This window comes from Paenibacillus thailandensis, from assembly GCF_042685365.1.
Lineage (GTDB): Bacteria > Bacillota > Bacilli > Paenibacillales > Paenibacillaceae > Paenibacillus_AP > Paenibacillus_AP thailandensis.
Window position 1 is genome coordinate 574,138 of record NZ_JBHUMY010000006.1, and the last position, 21,110, is coordinate 595,247.

A 21,110-nucleotide genomic window follows, 5' to 3' on the forward strand; every position below is an offset into this window, starting at 1 on the left:
CGTCTGAGGAGGAGCGCTGATGAGCAAAGAAATCAAGTATCGCAGCGCGGCATCGCTTGCGGGACGGCTGACGGAGATCCGCAGGGAACTGCACCGTTATCCGGAGCTGTCGCACGAGGAATTCGAAACAACGGCTAGAATAAAGCGATGGCTTGAGGCGGAAGGCATCCGAATTGCGCGCTATCCGCTGAGGACGGGCGTCATCGCAGAGGTAGGAGGCCGGCATGGCGGGCCGATCGTCGCGCTGCGGGCGGATATCGATGCGCTGCCGATTCAGGAGCAGACAGGTCTCCCGTTTGCCTCGGCCGTTCCGGGCAAAATGCACGCCTGCGGCCACGATTTTCATACCGCCGCTTTGATCGGCGCCGCTTATTTGCTGAAGGAACGGGAGGATGAGCTCCAGGGGACGGTCAGACTTCTGTTCCAGCCTGCCGAAGAGAAGGCGTCCGGTGCGCGCAAAGTAGTGGAAAGCGGCGCGCTTGAAGGGGTCCGAGCCGTATTCGGTTTGCATAATAAACCGGATCTTCCCGTAGGCACGATCGGCATTAAAGGCGGTCCGCTTATGGCTGCCGCAGACGGTTTTGTCGTGGAGGTGGCCGGCCAAGGCTCGCATGCCGCCGTACCCGAGGCGGGCATCGATCCGATCGTCACCGCTTCGCATATCGTGGCGGCGCTGCAGTCGATCGTCAGCCGCAGCGTAAGCGCGCTCGATAGCGCCGTCATCAGCGTGACGAAGCTGCATAGCGGCACCGTCTGGAACGTTATTCCCGAGAAGGCGGTGCTTGAAGGAACGATACGTACGTTTGATGCGGGCGTCCGCAGCCGCGTGCTCGACCGGTTTGCCCAAGTCGTCGAAGGAGTGGCGTCCGCTTATGGAACAAGCGCATCCATACGCTGGGTCGAAGGACCGCCGCCGGTCCGCAACGACGAAGCTCTGGCCGGGCTGGGCTGGAAGGAGGCGGAGCAATTAGGGCTTCTGCCCGTCGTTCCGACGCCTTCGCCCGCCGGAGAAGACTTCTCCGTCTACCAGCAGCATGTGCCGGGCTTGTTCGTATTTCTCGGAACGGCGGGGCCTCACGAATGGCATCATCCGGCTTTCGATCTGGATGAACGCGCCCTGCCGATCGCGGCCGATTTTTTGGCCGGACTCGCAGAACGCGCGATTGCGAACTTCACGGTCGGAGCACAAAGCCGGCCATCCTATTAAAATCGGAGGGAATCGACATGAGCGAAGCGGATATTCAGTCGTATTTGGATACGCATCTGCAGCTGACCCGGGCCGTCGCCGGACTGGATGAGGAGCAGCTGAAATGGAAAGAAAGCGAAGCCAAATGGAGCGTAACCGAGGTTCTCGCTCATCTGGCCGATCACAATATCGTCGTGTCGTTCCGGATTCGCGATCTTTTGGCCGACACGAAAGCGCAGCTGCCGGCGTTCGATCAGGATAGATGGGTATCGGGGCAGCGGTCCAACGACGGAAACGCGGCGGACATCTTGAATGCGTTCTGGTCGCTGCTTCAATACAACGGCTTGCTGTTCGGCCGGCTGAGCGAGCGGGATTTCGACAAGAGCGGCATCAACTTTAAAGGGGAAACGGTTCGCGTCCGGGATATTATCGCCGGATTTACGAGGCATGTACACAACCATATCGGCCAGATCGAACGGATCAAAAAAGCTTACCGCGATCATGTTTCCGGAGCATCGGCCGCACAGGCCGCATCGCAAGGAGGGGAAGCATCATGACGCGCCGCAAACAATTAAAGCTGGGCGCTATGCTTCACGGCGTCGGCAGCAGTACATCGTTATGGCGGCACCCGGATATCCAGCCGGATGCAAGCGTCAATTTCGAGCTGTACAAAAGATGGGTCGAGAAGGCGGAGGCAGGCAAGTTCGATCTGGTCTTTATTGCGGACGGTCTCTATATTAACGAAAAGTCGATCCCCCATTTTTTGAACCGGTTCGAGCCTCTTACGATTCTGAGCGCACTTGCTGCGGTGAGCAAGCGGATTGGTCTTGTCGGGACTTTATCGACTTCCTACAGCGAACCGTTTACCGTCGCGCGCCAGTTCGGTTCGCTTGATATGATCAGCGGCGGGCGTGCCGGCTGGAACGTGGTCACTTCGCCGCTTGAAGGATCTGCGCTTAATTACGGCAAGAAAGAGCATCCCGACCACGACAAGCGCTACCGGATCGCGACGGAATTTTTGGAGGTGACGCGCGGCTTGTGGGACTCCTGGGAGGACGACGCTTTCGTCCGCGACAAAGCTTCCGGCGTTTTCTTCGATCCCGCCAAGATGCATGCGCTGAATCACGAAGGCGAATTTTTTTCCGTCAAAGGGCCGCTTAATATTGCGCGCTCCAAACAAGGGCAGCCGGTCATTTTCCAAGCGGGCGCTTCGGAAGTCGGCAAAGATTATGCGGCGAAGCATGCGGACGCGATTTTTACCGGCCACGAAACGATCGAGGACGCGGCCCTGTTCTATCAAGATGTGAAGCGCCGCGCAGCGTCGTTCGGAAGGAATCCGGATCATGTGCTGGTCTTCCCCGGTATCGGGCCGGTCATCGGGAGCACGGAAGAAGAGGCGGAAAGCAAATATCAAGAGGTCGTCCGGCTTGTCTCGCCGGAGAATGCGCTTATTTATCTCGGACGCTTCTTTGAGCATCACGACTTCTCTCAATACGATCTCGATGCTCCGTTCCCGGAATTGGGCGATCTGGGGCGCAACAGCTTCCAGAGCGGCACGGACAAAATCAAGGCGCAAGCGAAAGAGAAAGGATTGACCCTCCGCCAGGTCGCTTTGTCGGCAGCAACGCCGCGACCGACCTTCATTGGCACGCCGGAGCAGGTTGCGGACCGGGTGCAGCGATGGTTCGAGGCGGGAGCCGCAGACGGCTTTATGATTCAATCCTCCGTTCCGCATGGTCTGGAAGATTTCATCGAACATGTCGTGCCGATTCTGCAGGAGCGCGGCTTGTTCCGTACCGAATACGAAAGCGATACGCTGCGCGGCAATCTGGGCGTGCCAATTCCGGCCAATCGCTATTCCGAAGCGGCTAAGGCGTCGGAACCCGTCATTCCATAGATCATTGTAGACCGTCGATAGAATAGATCTATACATTATTGTAGGGCCGGATTCCGGGTGATACATTATGGTCGAGTTTAATTCCGATTAAACAAATAGGGAAATTCATATTAGATCGAATCGGGATTTATAAAAACGGGTCAAAGGTGGAGTGGTCATGGGAAAAAGGAGAACGTTGAAATTAGGAGCGGTGCTTCATGGCGTGGGCGGAAGCGCGTCGGGCTGGAGACACCCGGATATGCCTGCCGACGCAAGCGTCAATATCGGCTTTTACAAGCAGCAAGCATTGAAGGCGGAAGAAGGCAAATTTGATTTTATATTCATTGCGGACGGCCTATATATTACCGAGAAGTCCATCCCTCATTTTCTGAACCGTTTCGAACCGGTCACGATCCTTTCTGCGCTTGGAGCCGTCACATCGCATATCGGGCTTGTCGGCACATTGTCGACTTCTTACAGCGAGCCCTTTACGGTGGCCCGTCAATTCGCCTCGATCGATCATATTAGCGGGGGACGCGCCGGCTGGAACGTCGTCACTTCTCCGCTCGAGGGCAGCGCGCTCAATTTCGGCGGGAAGCCTCATCCTTCCCATCCGGAGCGATACCGGATCGCCGAGGAATATTTGGAGGTAACGAAAGGCTTGTGGGATTCTTGGGAGGACGACGCATTCGTCCGCGACAAGGAAACCGGCGTGTTCTTCGATCCGGCCAAAATGCACCGTTTGAATCATAAAGGCGAGTATTTCTCCGTTCAGGGACCTCTTAACATTGCCCGCTCGAAGCAAGGACAGCCGGTTATTTTCCAGGCGGGATCGTCCGACAGCGGGCGCAATCTTGCCGCAAAAACGGCGGACGCCGTATTTACGGGGCCGGAGTCGATCGAGGAAGCGAAAGAGTTCTACCGCGATGTGAAGCAGCGGATTATCCGGAACGGCCGAAATCCGGAGCATACGCTTATTTTTCCCGGGATCGGTCCCATTATCGGCCGTACGGAGGCGGAAGCGGAGGAAAAGTATCGCCAAATCGCAAGTCTGGTGACGATCGAGCAGGCGCTGGATTACTTGGGACGGTTCTTCGAGCACCATGACTTCTCGCAATACGAGCTGGATGCGCCGTTCCCGGACTTGGGCGATTTCGGATCTAACAGCTTCCGCAGCACGACCGACCGGATCAAGCGGCGCGCCAAGGAACAGCAGCTGACGCTCCGCGAGGTAGCGCTGCAGGCGGCTACGCCGCGGACCGCTTTTATCGGAACGCCGGAGCGCGTTGCGGGTTTGGTCCAGCAGTGGTTCGAGGAAGAGGCGGCGGACGGTTTTATCGTAGGCGCAAGCGATCCGAACGGTTTGAACGATTTCGTTGACCTCGTCGTGCCGATCCTGCAAGAGCGCGGGCTGTTCCGTACCGAATACGAGGCGGACACGCTGCGCGGCAATCTCGGCATTCCGGTGCCCGAAAACCGCTATACAGCCGCCCGTAAAGCAGCCGACTCGATTGTGAATTCGTAACATGTGAATTCGTAATTGGGTGCGGCAAAGGGAATTCCTTTTCGGAGTGAAATGGCCTTAAGTTCTATTCTTTGGAGGGGCGAAAATGAAAATACGAAAAAGATACCGCCAAGCTGCCGCCGCTCTGCTGGCATTTACGCTGGTGCTTGCCGGATGCGGAGGAACACCCGGTACGGAGCATGCAGGCGGCGAATCGCAAGCGCCGGGCACGGCCAGCGCAGAAGGAACGGCAACGCAGGGGGGAGAACTAACCTACGCGCTGGCCACATCGCCGGATACACTCGATCCGCACCGCAGCGGGCTCGCCGTTGCAGTACGCGTTATTCGCACGATTTTCGACTCGCTGGTCGTTCAGCTTCCGGATAATTCGATCAAGCCGTGGCTCGCCACTTCATGGACGATCTCCGAGGACGGCAAAAGCTATACCTTCAAGCTGCGTCAGGACGTCAAGTTCCAGGACGGCACGCCGTTTAACGCCGAAGCGGTCAAATACAATTTCGACCGCATTCTGGACCCTGCGACGAAAGCCGGAAACGCGGCCGCGCTTCTTGCTCCTTATCAGTCGTCCGAAGTCATTGACGAGTATACGGTCAAGCTGAACCTGGCATCGCCGTCGCGCGCCTTTCTCGGCAATCTCAGTCAAGCGCTGCTAGGAATCGTCTCGCCGACGGCCGCGAAGAAATATGGGGACCGATTCGGGCAAAATCCGGTGGGCACCGGTCCGTTCAAATTTGTCGGTTGGGCTGAAAACTCGGAAATTAAAGTGGAGCGCAACCCGGACTACAAATGGGCGCCGGAGCTTGTAAAGAACGAAGGAGCGCCGTATCTGGACGGCATCGCCTTTAAGATCGTGCCGGAAGAGGCCACCCGCATCGGCAGCGTCCTGAGCGGACAAGTGCTTGCCGCGGAAACGGTACCGCCGCAAAATATCGTTTCCTTTAAAAACGATTCGAAATTTCAACTGCTGGAGGCCAATACGGTCGGTCTGCCGTATACGCTGTTTTTCAATCTGGAGAGGGAGCCCTGGAATGAGGAGAAAGCGAGACAAGCCGTTCAACTTGCGATCGACGTCGACAGCATCGTCAAAACGTTGTATTTGGGCACCTACGACCGCGCATGGTCTCCGCTTACGCCCGGCACCTTCGGTTATGACCCGTCCCTTGAGAACAGCGTGAAGCCCGATCTCGACAAGGCCAATGCGCTTCTCGACGAGCTGGGCTGGGCGAAAGGGGCGGACGGCATCCGGGCGAAGGACGGCAAGAAGCTCAGTCTGCATTATGTTGACGGTACGCCGAACCGGGAGAAGCGCAACGATATTGCCGTTATCGTTCAGCAGCAGCTGAAGGCTGTCGGCATTGCGGTCGACGTCGAGATTACGAAGGACGTACGGACTGTGGTTTACACGAACGGGGCCTATGATTTATACGGGAATAGCCAAGTGAATTCGGATCCGAACGCGCTGTATGCATTCTACCACTCCTACGATCCGAAGGGCCGTCCGACGCTTTCGCGGTTGTCGGATCCCGCTATCGACGAGCTGCTGGAGCAAGGACTGGTGGAACCGGACGATGCGAAACGCGCGGACATTTATAAGCAAATTCAGCGCTATATCATCGAACAGGCCGTCGTCATTCCGATCTACGTATTCCCCTATACGGTCGCGGCGGACAAATCGGTGAAAGGAATCGTATTCGATTCGCTCGGTTATCCGTTGTTCCATGACGCATCCATCGATTCCTGAAGAATGGGGGCAGGTTGGCATGGCCAGAGTCGTTGCCGGACGTTTTCTTTCATCTTTGCTGGTTATCATGGGCTCCCTGGTGCTGGTCTTTACGATTCTGTACGTGCTTCCGGGAGACCCGACGGATACGATTCTCGATCCTTCGGTCGCCACGCCGGAGATGGTCGCAAATTTACGGCATCAGCTGGGAGTGGATCAGCCGTTCCATATTCAGTTTTTCCGTTATTTCAGCCAGATGGTTCAGGGCGATTTCGGAACATCGCTTTTAAATTCCGAGCCGGTGCTGGATAAAATACTCGCGCATTTCCCGGCTACGCTGGCGTTGACGGCGGCGAGCTCGCTCGTCTCGGTCAGCGTCGGCCTTGTGCTCGGCGTTCTCTCGGCCGTTCATCGCAATCGTCTGATCGATATCGCAGCCCGAATCGTCGGACTGTTCGGCATCTCGATGCCGACCTTCTGGTCCGGCATTCTTCTTATCGTCATCTTCAGCTTAAATCTCGGCTGGTTTCCGGCTATGGGATCGGACGGCTGGCTTACGCTGGTGCTGCCTGCGGTAACCCTCGGCATCGTGGGAGCGGGATTTATCGTCCGAATGGTTCGGAGCAGCATGCTGGACATTATCGACGAGCACTTTATCGTAACGCTTCGCTCCAAAGGATTGACCGAGCGGGCCGTTATGTACCGGCATGCGCTGCGGAACGCATTGATCCCGGCCATCACCATGATCGGCATGCTTGTCGGCGAGATGCTGGCGGGTACGGTGGTGGTCGAGACGGTTTTCTCCCGTCAAGGAATCGGCCGAATTCTTTCGGACGCCCTTATGGCGAAGGATCTCCCCGTTGTACAAGGCGTTGTCTTTTTCTCGGCTCTTGTTTATGTGATCGCTAATTTGCTGGTCGACCTTTCTTATGCGGGCATAGATCCGAGGGTAAGGCGCTCCGCTTAAGTAATAGAAAGGAGTTGAACCCACATGCGGGAAGCCGTTTCCGCCAAAACCGTATGGCGCAAGCGGAGCAAACCGCTCGCATCCGTTCGTTCGTCGCGCATTACGGCTGCCGACCTGTTACTCTTGGGCGCAGGCGTTGTCATTTTGTTTATCGCGGCATGCGCGATCGTGCCGGGTTGGATTGCTCCTTATTCGCCTACGGAAATGTTGACCGGCAGCATTATGAAGCCCCCGAGCGCGGCTCATCTGTTCGGAACCGATTATTTCGGAAGAGACATTTTCAGCGTCGTCGTTCATGGAAGCCGCGATTCTCTTTTTATCGGATTCGCTTCCGTATTGGCCGGGGGGGTGGTCGGCGGCTCGATCGGCGCTTTGGCCGGATATGCCGGCGGCATGGTCGACACCGTATTGATGCGCTGCAACGATATTCTCATGACGATTCCCGGCATTTTGCTCGCGCTTGCGATTGCGGGAGCGCTTGGACCCGGCATGGTCAATATCGTGCTGGCCGTGGCGATCTCCTCCGTACCGGGTTATGCGCGCGTTATGCGTTCCCAAATTATAAGCATTAAAGGGCGAACCTTTATCGCCGCTTCCCAATCGGTCGGAGCGCCGCCCCTACACATTTTTTGGAAGCATGTGCTGCCCAACGCGCTGTCGCCGCTGCTCGTTATGGCGACAATCGGCATCGGAACGTCAATATTGACCGGATCGGGATTAAGCTTTCTTGGTCTTGGCGTTCTCCGGGAAGTGCCCGATTGGGGAACGCTGCTCTCCCAGGGACGCGGCTACTTGACGGTGGCTTGGTGGATTTGCACCTTCCCCGGCCTCGCCATTACGCTGTTCGTCCTCGCCGTCAATATTATCGGCGATCGGCTAAGAGATCATTTGGATCCGAAGAAAAATGCCTCGAGGTAAGCGCGGCTCAATAGGCCGCAAAACGTTGTAGGAGGGTGACAGATGGAAACGCTACTCGATATCCGGGAGCTGTCGGTCGATTTCCGAACGAAGCAGGGCCCGTTAAAGGCAATTGCCAACGTGACTTTCTCCATCAAACAAGGAGAAACCGTCTGTCTGGTAGGGGAGTCCGGCAGCGGCAAGACGGTTACATCGAAAGCGATCATGCGGCTCATCGACTATGAACACGGCTCGATTACCGGCGGAAGCATCGTCCTGGAGGGACGGGATGTGGCAGCGCTTCCGGAGGCGGAGCTTCGAAAAATTCGCGGCAAACGGGTAGCGATGGTATTTCAGGAACCGATGGCGGCGTTCGACCCCGTTTTTACGATCGGACAGCAGATCGTGGAGACCATCCTCCGTCATGAGCGCATCGGCCGTCGCGAGGCTTGGGAGAGAGGCGCCCGCTTGCTCGAGAGGGTTGGCATACCGGAACCCGCGATTCGGATGAAACAGTATCCCGGCGAGTTGTCCGGAGGGATGCTGCAGCGTGCAATGATCGCAATGGCGCTTTCCTGCGGCCCGGAGCTGCTTATCGCCGACGAGCCGACGACAGCGCTCGATGTCACGATTCAAGCTCAAATTCTCCAGCTGCTGCAGGAGATTAAACGGGAATTCGGCATGTCGATATTGCTCATTACCCATGATCTCGGAATCGCTGCCGAGATTGCGGACCGGATCGTCGTCATGTACGCGGGCCGGATTGTCGAACAGGGAACGACCGCCGAGTTGTTTGAAAACCCCCGGCATCCTTACACGAGAGGGTTGTTGAAATCGATCGCGCCGCTCGACAGCATTCGCGGGTCGAAGCTGTTCTCCATCAAAGGCGCCATTCCGTCCTTGGCTTCGCTGCCAAGCGGCTGCTTGTTCCATCCCCGCTGCGAGTATGCTTCGGACCGGTGCCGCACCGAGGCGCCGCCGCTAGTTGACCGCAGCGGAAGAGAGGTGGCCTGCTGGCATGCCGAACGAATCGCAGCCGAAGCGAACGGGCCGTGCGGAAACCTCTGGATGGAGGAGGCGGCCGGACTCGAAACCGAGCTGCCGGTCGCGCCCGATGCTCGCAAAACGAATGACCCCGCCTCCGATACGCTTTTTGTTGTGGAACATTTGCATAAATATTATCCGGTAAAACGAAAAGGGTTAACTGCCGCACGCACTTATATTCGAGCGGTGGACGATGTATCGTTTTCAATCCGGCGCAACGAAACGTTTGGTCTTGTCGGGGAGTCGGGAAGCGGCAAATCGACGCTTGGCCGAGTTCTGCTGCAGATGGAACGAGCCACTTCGGGACAGGTGCGTTTTCAAGGCGAGGAGCTGACCGGTCTTGGAAGCAAGGAGCTGCGTTCCTTGCGCCGCGAGATGCAGGTCATCTTTCAAGATCCTTACGGCTCGCTGAACCCAAGGTGGACCATCGGCGAAAGCATTGCGGAGCCGCTCCAGGTGCACGGCGTCTTGTCTGCAGCCGATAGGAAGCGGCGTACGGAAGAGCTGCTGCAATTGGTAGGGCTCGATCCTGCAAGCGGAGGCAAATACCCGCATGAGTTTTCGGGCGGACAGCGGCAGCGGATCGGCATAGCCCGGGCAATCGCGCTGAATCCGAGCTTCATTCTGGCCGATGAGGCCGTATCGGCGCTGGACGTCTCGGTTCAGGCGCAAATTATTAACCTTCTTCAACAGCTCCAGCGGCAGCTTGGCCTCACTTATTTGTTTATCGCGCACGGTTTGCAGATTGTGAGGCATATCTCGGATCGGATCGGCGTTATGTACCTGGGGAAGCTCGTTGAGATCGCTCCAAGCGGCGAGCTGTTTCGGCGTCCCGCCCATCCGTACACCAAGCTGCTCATCGATTCGATTCCGCAGCCTATCCCGGGCCAACCCCGGAGCGCTGCCGCCGTCAAAGGCGAGATCCCTTCGCCGGCCCATCCGCCTAGCGGCTGCCGCTTCCATACCCGCTGCCCGTTTGCGACGGCGAGATGCAGGGAGGAGGAGCCGGCGCTTCGCTCGTTGGACGAAGAGCGGTTCGCGGCTTGCCATTATCCGTTAACATGATCGCCCGTGCGCTGCTGCCCGAGAACGGATAACGGCGGCAGCGATCCGTATTCCGAAGGGAAGCGAAAGCTGATGAAATTTATATGGTTTAGCCTCGTGATGAATCTCACGAATCCCGTCACCGGAGAAAGCTTCACGACCGGCGAGAAGTTCGAGAACATTATCCGGCAAGCGTTGCTTGCCGAGAAGCTGGGATATGAAGGATATGGGGTAGGAGAGCGCCACGGCGCCCCGTTTCTGTCGTCTTCGCCGCCGCTGCTTCTGACCGCCATTGCCGCGAGGACTTCCCGCATACGGCTGTTTACCGCCGTCACGGTTCTAAGCGTGCTCGATCCGGTTCGGGTCGCCTTGGCCAATACGACGGAGGAGGCGATCCGCCGCTACCGCCCTTATTATGAGGCGTTTCAATCGACAGCGGCGGCGAAGCATAACCAATCCCCGTTCACCTCGCTGGAAGACCATATAGAGAACGGTCCGATCCTTGTCGGCAGTCCAGAGCAGGTCATCGAGAAAATATTGAACTACCAAGCTGCTTTCGGTCATCAGGTTCTGTCGCTTAGCGTAGACGGGCTCTCCGAAGCCGAGCAACGGGAGCAAATGGAACGGTTCGCGTCGGAAGTTGCACCGGTGTTGCGCAAAGAAGCGCCAAGCGAGTTGTGGCAAAAATCATGCTCCATTTCAAAAACGGTATAACAGCGCTGCAATGGCAGCGGTGAGAAATCGAAGCCATCCTTTAATGGGATGGCTTTTTGCATTATGGTGTCGCTATTCGGAGGTGCCTCCGGGTTAATGATATTTATCGATATCGTCGAGCGCGCTTCAGGCATGTAAATCGGGGATGTCGTCAAAGGGATGAGTGTAAAAAATGTAAAAAAAATGGGGACAAATCTTTAATTTGTTAGATGGTAATGAATGCGCTTTCCTCCTATAGTTTACTTTAGAGAGGGGGTGATATCTGAATATCATGGCATATAACACAGCTTAATGAAGTGTCCCTAAGAGAAACAACCAAGAAGTAGTATGCATGTAAGCAGAAAGAAACAAAAAAAGGTTAAGGAGGTAGTTTATGTTTAAGTTAAAGAAGAAAATTTTGCCGGTGTTTATTGCAGCTATAATGAGTGTGGGCATGTTCGCTGCAACCTCCAATGCAGCGACAGATTATTGGCAAAACTGGACCGACGGTGGCGGAACCGTAAATGCAACCAATGGATCTGGCGGAAATTATAGCGTCACCTGGACCAATAGCGGGAACTTTGTTGTCGGTAAAGGCTGGACTACCGGATCTCCGAACAGGACAGTTAACTACAATGCCGGCGTCTGGGCGCCATCCGGCAATGCGTATTTGACGCTTTACGGGTGGACGAGAAACTCGCTCATCGAATATTACGTCGTTGACAGCTGGGGTACTTATAGACCTACCGGTACGTATAAAGGCACCGTAACCAGCGATGGGGGCACATACGACGTATATACGTCCATGCGCTACAACGCTCCTTCCATCGACGGGACACAAACGTTCACCCAGTATTGGAGTGTCCGGCAGTCGAAGAGAGCGACCGGCAGCAACGTTGCGATCACGTTTAGCAACCATGTTAACGCATGGAGAAATTACGGAATGAATCTGGGAAGCAGCTGGTCTTACCAAGTGTTAGCGACAGAGGGATATCAAAGCAGCGGGCGCTCAAACGTAACGGTGTGGTAACGGGCCATTCTTGTCGTTGATAGGGCTAAAGGCTGCCGGTCTCACAGCCGGCGGCTTTCTATATTTCAGCCAGAGATCTTGGTGCTAGACTAGCCGTTCCCTCCAGTTCGACCCGCCATTCCGGATGCGTTGCGGACCGATTCCCGCAAAACGAACGGATTTCGCTGCCGGGGGAGATTCCAGTCGGCCGTCTCAGCCTGTATCTATTCCTATCGGTGTAAAGGAGACCTATCCATGAGAAAGCTATTAATTTTCCTCTTAATAGCAATATCGGTTGTTGTCAGCGCATGTTCGGAAGAAAAGCCGGATATGAATGAAAAGACTACGGAAATCGACAACGACAACCTTGTATTCGTCGAAGGAGGATCTTTCATCAACACGAAGTCCAATTACTATGGAAAAAGCGTAACCATATCGAGTTTTTATATCGGCAAATATGAGGTCACTCAAAAAGAGTGGATTGAGGTAATGGGAACGAATCCGTCGGCATTCAAAGGGGATAATCTGCCTGTCGAAACGGTAAGCTGGTATGACGTTGTGGAGTACTGTAATAAAAGAAGTGTGAAAGAGGGCTTAGAGCCGTATTACAATATAGACAAGAGTAAAAAGGACCCGAATAATAAGAGCGAATACGATAATCTTAAATGGACTGTAACGATCAATGAGGGGGCTAATGGCTACCGGCTGCCGACAGAAGCGGAATGGGAATATGCCGCCAGCGGAGGTCAGATGAGCAAAAGCTACACGTACAGCGGAAGCAATAATGCAAATGAAGTCGCATGGTATTGGAGGAACGCGGGAGTTCAATTTTTATCCGGGGAATGGAACTGGACAAGCATAGAAAACAACAAAAATAAAACAAAATCTATCGGTCTCAAGAACCCGAACGAATTAGGACTTTACGATATGTCGGGAAATGTAAGGGAATGGTGCTGGAACTGGTTCGGAGACTCGGATGCTAAAAGCGGTTCTTTGCGGGTTGTTAAAGGCGGCGGTTGGATCGGCGACGTCAGCAACAACGAGGTAGCTTTTCGGGGCAAGTTCGAAGCGAGCGGCATCGGCCCAGATCAAGGTTTTCGTGTCGTTCGCAGCGGGTAAACGGGGAAAGGGCCTGCCAGAATGAGCAACAAACAAAGAAGTTAAGAAGATTAGAGTCCGCGGAATCCGCGGATTTTTTTTGGATAACTGACTATACGGGGGCAATTCGGGACTACGTTAAGTCGGCCGGCAGATAAGTTAACATTTGTGATATACTCGAATTGGCTCGTAATTAGACCAAGAGAAACCATCCATTGGAGGAAGTTAAATGACTAAAGAGGAAATCCTTCATTATTGTCTGACCTATCCCGACGTATATGAAGACCATCCCTTTGACGAAAAGTGGACGGTCATACGCCATAAAGCCAATAAAAAAATATTTGCGCTGATCTACAACCATAATGGCCGCCTTTGCATCAACCTCAAATGTGAACCGAGCAGAGCCGATTTTCTGCGCAGTCTCTTTGAAGAGGTGAAGCCGGGATACCATATGAATAAGATGCATTGGAATACGGTTATTTTAGACGGGAACATGCAAGCTGACGATGTTTTCGAGATGGTGCACCATAGCTTCCAGCTTACGAAACCAAAGGCAAAAAAAGAACGTAAAACGTAAGACTAACGCTGAGTGTTAAGCATAGTGCGTTGCCGTTTATGGCAGCGTATTTTTATGTTGGGAGATGCACTAAAATGATTGGCAAGATTATTTTGTTTTATGTCTTATTGCAAATCTTAATGGGGGCAATTATGGCGGTTTTTCCGAGAGACGAAGGTATGAGAGTCAACATCGGGCTCGCTTCTTTCACCTCTAAGCCCAAATCTGCGGGAGACTACTTTTTTAACGGCCTCGTTATCCTCCTTGCAGGAGGAGCGCTTTATATGGAGCACATCAATGACCGAATTCAAAAAAAGCATTGGGCGGTTCGGATTGGCACGCGGCTTGCGGTTCTATCGATAGCACTGGTACTCGCTTTCATCCTCGCGATCGTTGTTTCCTTGATCAACGGGTAGTTCATTCCAAAAATAGCATGTCGCTATCATTCATTCCAAAATGAAATCGAAGGGAGCTCCCGTTCGAGAAAACGATATAACGTTTCGGCTGCTTTCATTAATGGCGAGGTTCGGCGAGCCAGTCCCGTAAGCATATGAACGGAATCGCCTTTCATCGCTCGAACCGTCGTGCCCGTTGGCTTCGCCTCGAGCTGAATTTGAGGTACTAAGGCTATTCCCAGCCCTGTTTCTACATAATGCTTCAAAGCCGTCATGCTCCCGATTTCCATCGTCTCGCCCGATACATTGCCCGATTGCCGAAGCATCACTTCAAGCTGTTTGCGGTAAGGACAAGTTGCCGACGTTATGAAAAGACGGTGCTCATGAAGATCGATGGGTTCAACGGTTTCTTTAACGGACAACGGATGGTTTTGAGGCATTAACAGAACGAACCTCTCTTGAAACAACGGTTCAAAATACAGATCGAAACCGGTATTGTCGGGCGTGGAGCAAAGCGCGAAATCAATGTTTCCGCGCATGAGAGCTTCCGCTAAAGCCGGCGTATTGGAAACTTCGATCGAAACCCGGATTTTCGGGTGTTCGGCCATAAACCGCTGCATTAAGCGCGGCAACCGATAACTTGCGTTTGGCTCCGTCACCCCAAGCCGTACGGTTCCGGCTTCGCCGGTTTGCACATCGGTTACTTGGGTCTGCAATTGCTCCAATTGCCGGACAATATCGAGACTTTTCTCGTAGAATAACCTTCCGGGTTCCGTTAAGCGGATCGTTTTTCCGCGTTCAAGCAGCTGTATTCCAAGCTCGGCTTCGAGCTTCTGGATTTGCATCGTCACCGTCGATTGCGCATAATTCAATTCTTCGGCGGCCCGAATGAAGCTTCCGTATTTTATAATGAGATGCAATGTTTTTAATGTTCTGAGATCCATAGTAGACTCCTCGCGTCGGATTCAATATTTTTGAATTTTATAATCATTAAATTCAATTATACAAAATCAGATATCCGTTTTACAATTTATGTATCGAGACGAGGAGGAGATTGTAATGGATTTGAACAATAAAGTAGCTTTGGTTACGGGCGGCGGCACGGGGATCGGCAAGGCGACCAGCTTCGCGCTAGCTGAACGCGGCGCGGTCGTTGTAGTCAATTATTCCCGTTCTCATGCCGAAGCGGAAGAAACGGTACAAGCCATTCTGGACGGAGGAGGACGGGCAATGGCCGTGCAAGCAAACGTTGCGAATGACGAAGAAGTCCGGCGCATGGTCGATGCAGCGGCTCAACGTTACGGCGCCGTCGATGTCCTTGTCAATAACGCCAGCATAACGAGGCATATTCCGCTTGACGATCTGGAATCGGCGAACGACGAAGCATGGGATGAGTTATTCCAAGTGAACGTGAAGGGCATGTTTTATTGCGCAAGAGCCGTTGCTGCCTGGATGAATAAAAACGGACAAGGGGCGATCGTTAATTTAGGCAGCATCGCCGGTTCGACGGGCTCCGGATCTTCGCTCCCGTATGCCGTGTCCAAATCTGCCGTCCACGGGCTTACGAAATCGTTAGCGCGCGCCTTGGCGCCGCATATCCAGGTCAATTGCGTTATACCGGGCGCAGTCGAGACCAGGTGGTGGGAAGGAAGGGAAGAACAAATGAGAAGATTGGCTCCCAATCTTCTGTTGCAGCGTCTTGCAGCGCCGGAGGATATTGCGGAGTGCATATGCGCGGTTCTTGCCCAAGAAGCGATGACGGGGCAAACGATTACGGTCGATAGCGGCCAAACGTTGTAATCCATTTAAAATATTGAGGAAGAAATTGTATCGTTTAAATTTAAACGATCTCTACCCTTTATCCATTGGGAATACACGATACAATTGACATAAAGATAAACGCGGAGAGGATTCCCGAACCTGTAAAGGAGGGTCATTCACATGGCTGACATGTTATTTGAAGAGCCGCGGCTTGCAGAAGTTTACGATCTCTTTGATTCGGCGGAACGTCCCGATCTCGACCCCTATATGGCAATGGCGGACGAATTCGATGCGAAATCCGTCATTGATCTTGGCTGCGGAACCGGCACTCTTGCTTGTCGATTAGCCGGAGTCGGCAAGGAAGTCATTGGGATCGACCCGGCGGCTGCCTCGCTCAAAGTTGCAAGCGGCAAGGCATACGCAGAGCGGGTCAGATGGATTCACGGGACGGCTGCAAAGCTCGCTGGACTACAAGCCGATCTAGTCACGATGACCGGGAACGTCGCACAAGTCTTTATAACTGACGAAGAGTGGATGTCAACGCTTCGTGTATGTCGCGATATTATTCGACCTGGCGGACGGCTTGTATTCGAGGTGCGGGACCCTTCCAAGGAAGCGTGGAAGAAGTGGACCCGCGAGCATACCTATCAGGTTATGGATGTGCCGGCAAAAGGAAAGATAGAGACTTGGATCGATCTGCTCGATGTACAATTGCCTTTCGTTACGTTCCGTCATACATTCGTGTTCCATAGGGACGGAGCGGTAATAACTTCGGACTCGACACTGAAGTTCCGGAGCAAGTCCGAAGTTATCGACTCCTTAAGCGGGGCGAATTTTCATGTCGAGGATATTCGGGACGCACCGGACCGCCCCGGGCTAGAATTCGTATTCGTCGCCCGTTGTCCGGGCCGATGATAAACATTCATATTGATTGAATACATAGGATTAGACTGTGAAACGATATTTTTTAGGCTTGTTTAAAGCTAAATAATGCGAATAGAAAAGGAGCATGAAACATGAGCGATACAATTAAGCCAAACGGTTCTCAACATGCCGCTCCCCCGTCGAACGATCCCAAAAAGCAGGGAAGGTCCGCCGCAAAGAAAAAATCCAAGTAATACCCCAGTCCAGGGCTGCCGGCTACCGGCGGCCTTTTCGAGCTTGCAAACCGCCGGAAAGGGCGGCTGATAGCATAATAGAAGAATTCGGGCTCCGGATTGATGCATGAATCAGACCCGGGATGGTTTTGGAATATACCCTTCTCAAAGTAACATTAGGCTATAATCAGATGAAGAAGGGATTGTTATCATGACCAATAAAAGGATTCCGTCGGAGGTAAAAAAATCATATTGGTATTGGCTTGTTGCCATTGCGGCCGGCGTGTTTGAAATGCTGATCGCGGTTACTCAAACGCTATCTGAAGACATTGAGGCAGGAAGCGGTATTTTTATTCAAGCAGGGCTCAGGACTATAATTTTTGCCGCACTGGTGTTTGTCATTGTGAAGATGTACCGGGGAAATCATTGGGCCAGGATAGCTTTAACCATACTTCTTGGCGGGATTGGAACTGCGTCCTTGCTCATCGATCCGATCAATTGGGTCCTGGAAGGAAATTCGCTTGATCAAGCCTTTGCGGGCATGACATTATACTCCGGTTTGTTTGGGATAAGCCGAATCGTCCATTTGGCTTCGGTAATGACGGCCTTAATTCTAATGTACCGGCCTGCAGCGAATAAATATTTTCGATTAGACGCATAAGCGACGAAGCACTAATTGCTTAATTATTGAGGCGAAGCAGACCGTCGGATTGATGATTTGCGATATGTAAGAGGCCATGCAACGGCTGACTAAGACCGTGACCAGTCCTAGTCGGCCGTTGTTTTTTTCGAACGATTACATGATATCCGTTGCACCCGGCGGAAGGGTGTGGATCTGATGAAGATAGGATGTCACTTGCTCCTCTTCATGAATCGGATAGTCATAGCCGAAGTATTCGGATACCGTTAACGCTACATCTCGGAATAGAGCTCCCATCTCAAATAATGCTTGCCAGATTTGCTCATAGTCTCCGTTTGAGAATGTTCTTACAAAAGAATCCCATTGAGAAGCTTCCAAATATTGCTCGAAATATTTGCCTTCTTTTCCTGTCTCAACTTGAAAGCTCGTTCGAACCCCGATATACCACGCGATCATTCGCATCAACATGTCCCGCACCGGACCCTCATACATCCGCATGGCATACGGAAGCTGTCTGCGCCACAAGCCCTTTGCCACATACGTGCTTACCCACCAAAACTCATTGCAGCAATTGTAAAATTGCATCTCGGATGGAGGAGTCGGCAAATAATCGCGATTGCTGGGTGATGGAACATTGTCGAAGAGACCGTCCTTATCGAGCAGAATGACCGTTTGGCTGTCATGGACATAACGGTCAAGCTGATCCGTCCGGAAAAAGGTAAGGTCAATCCGGTTCCCATCCTTAAATAGCATGAGAAAAGCATACTTGTTGAATGGTTCCGCGTGCGGGTTATCCATGCCGTCCGGCGTCTGCATAATCAGAATGTCGCCAAATTCGGATATCCAACTTTGATCGTCGATGAATAGCTGTACAGAGTCAACAAAGTAAACAATATCGTAATCCTGAAAAATATCTTTAGCGACTGCGGGATTTGCCCGCGAGCCGTTCATCATAACCGCCCGAACATTCAAGTTGTCCTTGGCAAAATCACGGATTAACCGCAGCATTTCGGCTTCATTTCGCATTAGAGTCTTCCTCCCGTAATTTTATAAATAACGCGCGGTTTAGCCCAGGAGGAGGGGCTCGTGCATGTTTCCGTTATAACTTATCTAACATTTTCTTCATGCTTTATATCACCCGCTTTCCCATCGATTGGATATTATCGCTTATTATAATAAAGTATAGCTAGTAAGTAAAAAACGATCTTGTTTTCTAAATATGACAAGTATCTTTTTTATGGCTTTCAACGGGGGAGATCGGTTTTTTCAGTGGAGCGGGTCCGAGCCCCTTTGCTTCATGACTTCAGATACTCCAAAGCATACCGATATAATAGATAAGTCTTGACTTCTAAGTGTGTCTCTTTGGAACGACATAATGAAAAAATGAACTCTAATGGAGTGAGGAAGCTATGAAAGAAATAATCCAACTGTTGGCCGTTTGGGCCGGCGTATTGGGGCTATGGGGCTATGCGGGTCCGTCCGACGCGCCGCTGCCCGAGGGTAAATTATCCGATTCAGGAGAGGAACAGGAAGAACCGGCAAGCATGCCGAATGCCGGTGCGGTCTACTACATATCCCCGAAAGGTGATGACCGAAACCAAGGGACAATCGATTCGCCCTGGAAGACGCTTCAGCATGCGGCCGACCATGTTAAGCCGGGAAGTACCGTTTATGTCCGGGAAGGGGTATACCGTCAGAAACTCCACATTACGCGTGGAGGATCGGAGGCGGAAGGAGCGGTCGTATTCTCCGGGTATCCGAACGAGACGGCTGTCATCGACGGCGAAGGCCTGTCCGTTGACGAGATGGAAGGACTTGTGGAAATCGATAATACGAGCTATGTGACGATCAGGCAGCTGGAGATTCGCAATTACACCACCTCTACGAATGGAGAGGTTCCGGTTGGAATTTATATTCATGGCGCCGGCAAGAGCATCAGTCTGCTGGAGAATCGGATTCATGACATTGCCAATACGGCTATGCCTGAAGGAGGCGAGCTTGCGGGAAAGGATGCGCATGGTATCGCCGTTTACGGAACTAACGCCCGGGAAGCCTTGCGCGATCTGACGATCGACGGCAATGAGCTGTATAATCTGGTGCTGGGATCCAGCGAATCGCTTGCGGTGAACGGCAATGTCGATACGTTCGCCATAACGAACAATCGGATTCACGACAATGACAACATCGGAATTGATCTGATCGGTTTCGAGGGGATTGCAGGCAATGAAGCGGTTGATCAGGCTCGCAACGGCACGGTAAAAGGAAATACGGTGTACAATATTTCAACGAATGATAACCCGTCTTACGGTACGGTGCTGCCTAATGACAGCCATTCTGCCGGCGGAATCTATGTTGACGGAGGAAGGAACATTCTCATCGAGCAGAACCGCGTCTACGACAACGATATCGGCATCGAACTGGCTTCCGAGCATGCCGGACATGTAACCAGCGGCATAACGGTGAAGGACAACCTGATTTACCGCAACCGTCTGACCGGCATCGCCATGGGCGGCTATGACGAAGACCGGGGCGGCACCGCAAACAGCACGATCATATCCAATACGCTTTACGATAACGATCTGTTGGAAGAAGGGAACGGCCAGTTGTATTTGCAGGCCTCTCTGACCGGGAATACGATTGCGCATAACATTCTGGTCGCGAGCGATTCGGGTGTTCTGATTTACAACGAATATACGAGCAATACGGGCAATGTGTTGGATCATAACCTGTATTACGCCGAATCAGGCGCGGAGGACGCCGAATGGGTATGGAAAAATAACGAATATACCGGCTTTGCTTCTTATGTATCAAAATCAGGCAACGATTCAAGCTCGTTGTTTGCGGACCCTCAGTTTGTAGACGCGGCACTAGGCAATTTTCAGCTTTTGCCCGGCTCCCCGGCTAAGGGAAAAGGGTGGAGCGAACCGGAAAGAAACGGGGGATAAGGAGAAACGTCTCGACAATTGTTGTTATGTCTAACAGGTCGTAAGCTTGGTGTCGGGTGACAAGAATATAGACCGATTAATTCGGTTGACCGGCAGGATGGAACTGTAATATGTAAAAAAAGCCTGGAGCCAATAAATGCGCTTCAGGCTTTTTTCGGTTGAGCATGTGAGACTCGTTGGCCGCTTTAGGCGCAATTCAGCTTAATCACGTATGGATTGCGGTTTCATTACATTACGCTGTTGACACTGCACCAAATGGTAACTATAATCAAATCGTCACTAAATGGTGTCCGATTAAGAGCAAGGGGTAATTTTGGACTTGGCATAAATTTCACTTTAAACCATAACGGGGAGGTGGCGGGCATAAAGGCTGTCCCTTCATACCGCCAAGTGATTTTTACACAGTAAGCATTTGACAATCCATAAAGAGTCCGGGCCGGTACTTGACCGGAGAATCGGCAGAGAACCGCGATTTAGATTAAACGCCGCTCCGCTCAGTGAAATTCAAGACTGGGTGGCTTTCTAAAGCAAGTTCTGGAGTACGAATATGCTGCGCTTGAAGCAACTTTTAGAGGAAAGTATGAGTTTAAGATAAACCGGCTGATTATTGCAGACGGTTTATGTCTGCTTCGGTGAACGTTGTGAATGAAGCAGACA

19 protein-coding genes and 1 pseudogene are annotated in these 21,110 nt (G+C 52.7%); 18 read left to right on the plus strand and 2 right to left on the minus strand.

Annotated features, from left to right (window positions below):
* Positions 1-19: 19 nt before the first annotated feature.
* From ACFSW5_RS07560 to ACFSW5_RS07620, 13 genes are all read left to right on the plus strand, one after another.
* The gene (locus tag ACFSW5_RS07560; protein ID WP_379270886.1) at positions 20-1,207 is read left to right on the plus strand and encodes an amidohydrolase; all 1,188 of its coding nucleotides are present in this window, start codon (positions 20-22) and stop codon (positions 1,205-1,207) included.
* Positions 1,208-1,224: 17 nt separating this feature from the next.
* A complete protein-coding gene (locus ACFSW5_RS07565) occupies positions 1,225-1,743 on the plus strand; it encodes a DinB family protein (protein ID WP_379270888.1) in 519 nt (172 codons plus the stop codon).
* Positions 1,740-3,083: an LLM class flavin-dependent oxidoreductase gene (locus ACFSW5_RS07570; protein ID WP_379270892.1), complete on the plus strand. Its 1,344-nt coding sequence runs from the start codon at positions 1,740-1,742 to the stop codon at positions 3,081-3,083. The genes ACFSW5_RS07565 and ACFSW5_RS07570 overlap by 4 nt, the downstream gene beginning before the upstream one ends.
* Positions 3,084-3,240: 157 nt before the next feature.
* Positions 3,241-4,587, plus strand: coding sequence for an LLM class flavin-dependent oxidoreductase (locus tag ACFSW5_RS07575; protein WP_379270895.1), 1,347 nt, complete (start codon positions 3,241-3,243; stop codon positions 4,585-4,587).
* Between the two features lie 85 nt (positions 4,588-4,672).
* On the plus strand, positions 4,673-6,328 hold the full coding sequence (locus ACFSW5_RS07580) for an ABC transporter substrate-binding protein (RefSeq protein WP_379270897.1): 1,656 nt from the start codon (positions 4,673-4,675) through the stop codon (positions 6,326-6,328).
* 19 nt (positions 6,329-6,347) lie between these two features.
* A complete protein-coding gene (locus ACFSW5_RS07585; protein WP_379270900.1) occupies positions 6,348-7,274 on the plus strand; it encodes an ABC transporter permease in 927 nt (308 codons plus the stop codon).
* A 24-nt stretch (positions 7,275-7,298) separates the two neighbouring features.
* On the plus strand, positions 7,299-8,192 hold the full coding sequence (locus ACFSW5_RS07590) for an ABC transporter permease (protein ID WP_379270902.1): 894 nt from the start codon (positions 7,299-7,301) through the stop codon (positions 8,190-8,192).
* A 42-nt stretch (positions 8,193-8,234) separates the two neighbouring features.
* Entirely contained in the window at positions 8,235-10,280 is a 2,046-nt protein-coding gene (locus ACFSW5_RS07595; protein ID WP_379270904.1) for an ABC transporter ATP-binding protein, read from the plus strand.
* Positions 10,281-10,352: 72 nt separating this feature from the next.
* Positions 10,353-10,973, plus strand: a complete 621-nt coding sequence (locus ACFSW5_RS07600; RefSeq protein ID WP_379270906.1) for an LLM class flavin-dependent oxidoreductase — start codon at positions 10,353-10,355, stop codon at positions 10,971-10,973.
* A gap of 373 nt (positions 10,974-11,346) precedes the next feature.
* The gene (locus tag ACFSW5_RS07605; RefSeq protein WP_379270909.1) at positions 11,347-11,982 is read left to right on the plus strand and encodes a glycoside hydrolase family 11 protein; all 636 of its coding nucleotides are present in this window, start codon (positions 11,347-11,349) and stop codon (positions 11,980-11,982) included.
* A gap of 234 nt (positions 11,983-12,216) precedes the next feature.
* Positions 12,217-13,080, plus strand: coding sequence for a formylglycine-generating enzyme family protein (locus ACFSW5_RS07610; RefSeq protein WP_379270911.1), 864 nt, complete (start codon positions 12,217-12,219; stop codon positions 13,078-13,080).
* A gap of 208 nt (positions 13,081-13,288) precedes the next feature.
* Entirely contained in the window at positions 13,289-13,636 is a 348-nt protein-coding gene (locus tag ACFSW5_RS07615; RefSeq protein ID WP_379270914.1) for an MmcQ/YjbR family DNA-binding protein, read from the plus strand.
* Positions 13,637-13,710: 74 nt separating this feature from the next.
* Positions 13,711-14,031 (plus strand): hypothetical protein, encoded by a 321-nt coding sequence (locus ACFSW5_RS07620; RefSeq protein WP_379270916.1) that lies wholly within the window; start codon positions 13,711-13,713, stop codon positions 14,029-14,031.
* Positions 14,032-14,057: 26 nt separating this feature from the next.
* Here ACFSW5_RS07620 and ACFSW5_RS07625 read toward each other — a convergent pair whose 3' ends face one another.
* Positions 14,058-14,954 carry a LysR family transcriptional regulator gene (locus tag ACFSW5_RS07625; protein WP_379270918.1) on the minus strand — a complete coding sequence of 299 codons (897 nt, stop codon included), beginning with the start codon at positions 14,952-14,954 and terminating at the stop codon, positions 14,058-14,060.
* Between the two features lie 115 nt (positions 14,955-15,069).
* Between ACFSW5_RS07625 and ACFSW5_RS07630 the strand changes: the two genes are divergently transcribed.
* From ACFSW5_RS07630 to ACFSW5_RS07640, 3 genes are all read left to right on the plus strand, one after another.
* On the plus strand, positions 15,070-15,810 hold the full coding sequence (locus ACFSW5_RS07630; protein ID WP_379270920.1) for an SDR family NAD(P)-dependent oxidoreductase: 741 nt from the start codon (positions 15,070-15,072) through the stop codon (positions 15,808-15,810).
* A 141-nt stretch (positions 15,811-15,951) separates the two neighbouring features.
* Entirely contained in the window at positions 15,952-16,686 is a 735-nt protein-coding gene (locus tag ACFSW5_RS07635; protein WP_379270927.1) for a class I SAM-dependent methyltransferase, read from the plus strand.
* A 393-nt stretch (positions 16,687-17,079) separates the two neighbouring features.
* The gene (locus tag ACFSW5_RS07640; protein WP_379270931.1) at positions 17,080-17,529 is read left to right on the plus strand and encodes a hypothetical protein; all 450 of its coding nucleotides are present in this window, start codon (positions 17,080-17,082) and stop codon (positions 17,527-17,529) included.
* A 135-nt stretch (positions 17,530-17,664) separates the two neighbouring features.
* On the opposite strand, the gene ACFSW5_RS07645 is transcribed toward ACFSW5_RS07640, so the two are convergent.
* The gene (locus ACFSW5_RS07645; RefSeq protein ID WP_379270934.1) at positions 17,665-18,534 is read right to left on the minus strand and encodes an aminoglycoside 6-adenylyltransferase; all 870 of its coding nucleotides are present in this window, start codon (positions 18,532-18,534) and stop codon (positions 17,665-17,667) included.
* A 383-nt stretch (positions 18,535-18,917) separates the two neighbouring features.
* On the opposite strand from ACFSW5_RS07645, the gene ACFSW5_RS07650 reads away from it, so the two are divergent.
* Positions 18,918-20,453, plus strand: a complete 1,536-nt coding sequence (locus ACFSW5_RS07650; protein ID WP_379270936.1) for a DUF5123 domain-containing protein — start codon at positions 18,918-18,920, stop codon at positions 20,451-20,453.
* A 403-nt stretch (positions 20,454-20,856) separates the two neighbouring features.
* Positions 20,857-20,976 (plus strand): annotated as a pseudogene (locus tag ACFSW5_RS07655) (transcriptional regulator); the annotation flags it as partial.
* Positions 20,977-21,110: the final 134 nt, after the last annotated feature.